We start from the raw sequence: 2529 nt of genomic DNA, 5'->3' as shown, positions 1-2529 counted from the left end.
CTGCTGGGGTACGAGGTTTTCGAACAGTGGGTTGTAGACCGGCTCCTGCTCAGCCGGCAGTTCGATTTCAGGGGTCAGGTCTTCGTCGTTGTCGAAGATGGGATCGGGCAGTTCAGGCGTGTTCATGATCAGGTGCTCTTGGAATGAAAAACGAACCTGATGTTCTTCCGCAACGGGTGGTTTGAGGTATCCGTAGAACTGATAGGTAGGCAGACTGGCCGAGGCAGTGTAAGGAAGGGTTTCCCGGGGCCTGCCAAGCCCAGGCGCACAGGGCTCCACGCCGCTCAGACCTCCATAGAGAGAGGGAGGCGTGGCGGATTGCAAACTTGTAGTACCCCAGATTACGCCGCAAGGAGCGGGTAAGTAGAAGCACAGATGCCGGTGCGACCGTTGCGGCCGCCCGGCTTGAGGGGCAGGGGCAACCTGCTCGCACGTTGAACGTGCGAGCAGGTTGCTGCGGTTACGCCGAAACGGCGGTGTAGCTGATTTTCAGGATCACATCGTTCAGCGATGCCAACAGCTCGGGCGTCGAACGAGTGAACTTGAGGTTCCAGTTCGACACCGCACCGGTGCCTTCGAAGGGCAGGTAGCGTTCGTCGTCGAAGTTAAGGGTGAACATCCCGTCGTCATCCATGCCGCTGGACAACGCGATCTGTTGGCTGGCGCGCATGTTTTCCCAAGGGGTGGCGTCGGGGTCGGCACTCATTTGAACCTGGCTGTACGTCTGCGTCAGCATGGCCGCGACGTTCTGGTACGGGCCCAGCACAGCGGGCAGGGTCACACTGACACGCTTGATGCGGCGCAGGTACTGGTCAGGGTAATCACGCTCGAATAGCGCTTTGCTCAGTTCGATTTTCAGCCCTCCGTCCTTGCTCAGGTCCTGCACCACGGTGGCCCATGGTTTTTCTGCAGTCTCCAGCAGCCGACGCACCGATACCGTTTTAGTGATCTCCAGCTTGCGATCGTTGCGTTGCAGGTAGGCCGCTTCCATCTTCATCAGGTTGAGCTTGAGCGACTCGCCGGCAGTCAGGCCGCGGTAGCTGTCCTTCCAAGCACCGGGCTGAACGAAGCGGGTCTTGAAGTCGGCAATCTCGTACTGCCAGCACGCTTCGGCAGCCAGGCACAGCGACAGGGCGGTGTCGTAGGCCTGGTAGTAGAAGGTGGCGAACTGGCCATTGAGCCACTGGTACAGCTGAGCATTGGTGAAGCGCTTGCTCAGGAACTGGTAGGTGGTAGCGGCTTGCTCCACCAGCACTTCGGTCTGCCGCAGTTGCTCGGCGGTGACCTTGGCTTGCTCGTCGTGCACGGCCAGTTGCGCATCGATCTGTTCGATTTCGCGCTGGGCTTGCTCTTCGGCCTGCATCCATTCCTGGTGACGGCGACGGTACTGCTCGGCGCGGTCCAGTGCCTCGGCAGCGCCGCGACACGAGGTGGCGACCCGTTGCGCGCCGGCAGTGGCAATACCGGTCGCACCTTCCAACCGCCAGCCGCCAGAGCCGGCCCCTACAATGGCGCCACCAGCGCCGCCGGCGATGACGCCGCCTACCGCGCTGACTTCGTTCGGCGGCAGCTTCAGCGCTTCGCCGATGCCTTGGGATATCGAGGCGATACCTTCCATCACCCGTCCCTGCAGGTGCAGGACACCGGCGGCGACTTCACCGGCATTGACCACTTCATCGGCCAGTTTGCCGTAGTAGGCCAGACGGCTTTCGGCGATGGCGCGGCTGGCCAGTAGCGCCTTGCGGCCCTCGGTTTCCACCTGCTGCACCAGCTGTTGCAGGACCACAGCCTGCTTGGCCATGTCCCAGGCTTGCTGTTGCTGCATTTCCTGCAGTTGCGCGCCTTCCTTGCGTTCGAGCAGTGACAGCAGGGTGCTGCCGAACTGGATCAGGTTTTCCACCGCAGCGCTGGCGCGGTTGTGCATGATATTGAAGCGGTAGTGCGGGATTTCCTGGCCCAGCAGTCGGCCGGCACCGCCACCTGCAGCGCCGCTGCCGTAGGCCGACATCAGCGCCCGCGGATCCAGCGGCGCTGCGAACAGCGGCAGTTGCAGCGGCTTGCCGTCCAGGGTGCGGTTGTGGCGCAGGTTGCGCAGGCGTGCTTCGGTGGTGTCCCAGTTCTGCACCAGCTCGCGGTTCAAGGCGATACGGAAGTACGGGCTGTCCAGCTCCGGCACGGTCGGGTCGGCGGTGAAGGGCATCAGCTGCAGGCGCGGTTGCGCGAACATGATCAGCGATTGGCCCTCGTTGGCCGCTTCGCTCTCGGCGGTCAGGCGTGCCTGTTCATTCAAACGCTGCTCGAAGGCGCGCAGCCTGCCGTTGACCGAATTGGCCAAGCCGTTCAGGGTGATCGGCTCCCAGCCGCTGACCAGGCGCTTGTCCGGGCGTGGGCCCAGCAGGTCTAGCACGCGGACGTACCACAGCTTGGCTTCGTTCAAGGCGTCCGGGGTCAACTGGCGGTAGGCGCTGTCGCCGCGGTCGATCAGGTTCTTGATGAAGTGGTTGTACACGGCCTTGCGGTAGTGCACCG

The 2529-nt window shown here is 62.8% G+C and carries 1 pseudogene; it reads right to left on the bottom strand.

From position 1 onward, the window contains the following. Positions 1–460: 460 nt before the first annotated feature. A pseudogene (locus QMX89_RS22550) lies at positions 461–2529 on the bottom strand (toxin); the annotation flags it as partial.

This window comes from Pseudomonas sp. PS01301 (assembly GCF_029960215.1).
GTDB classification, from domain to species: domain Bacteria; phylum Pseudomonadota; class Gammaproteobacteria; order Pseudomonadales; family Pseudomonadaceae; genus Aquipseudomonas; species Aquipseudomonas coleopterorum.
This window is presented reverse-complemented; position numbering and strand designations above follow the sequence as displayed.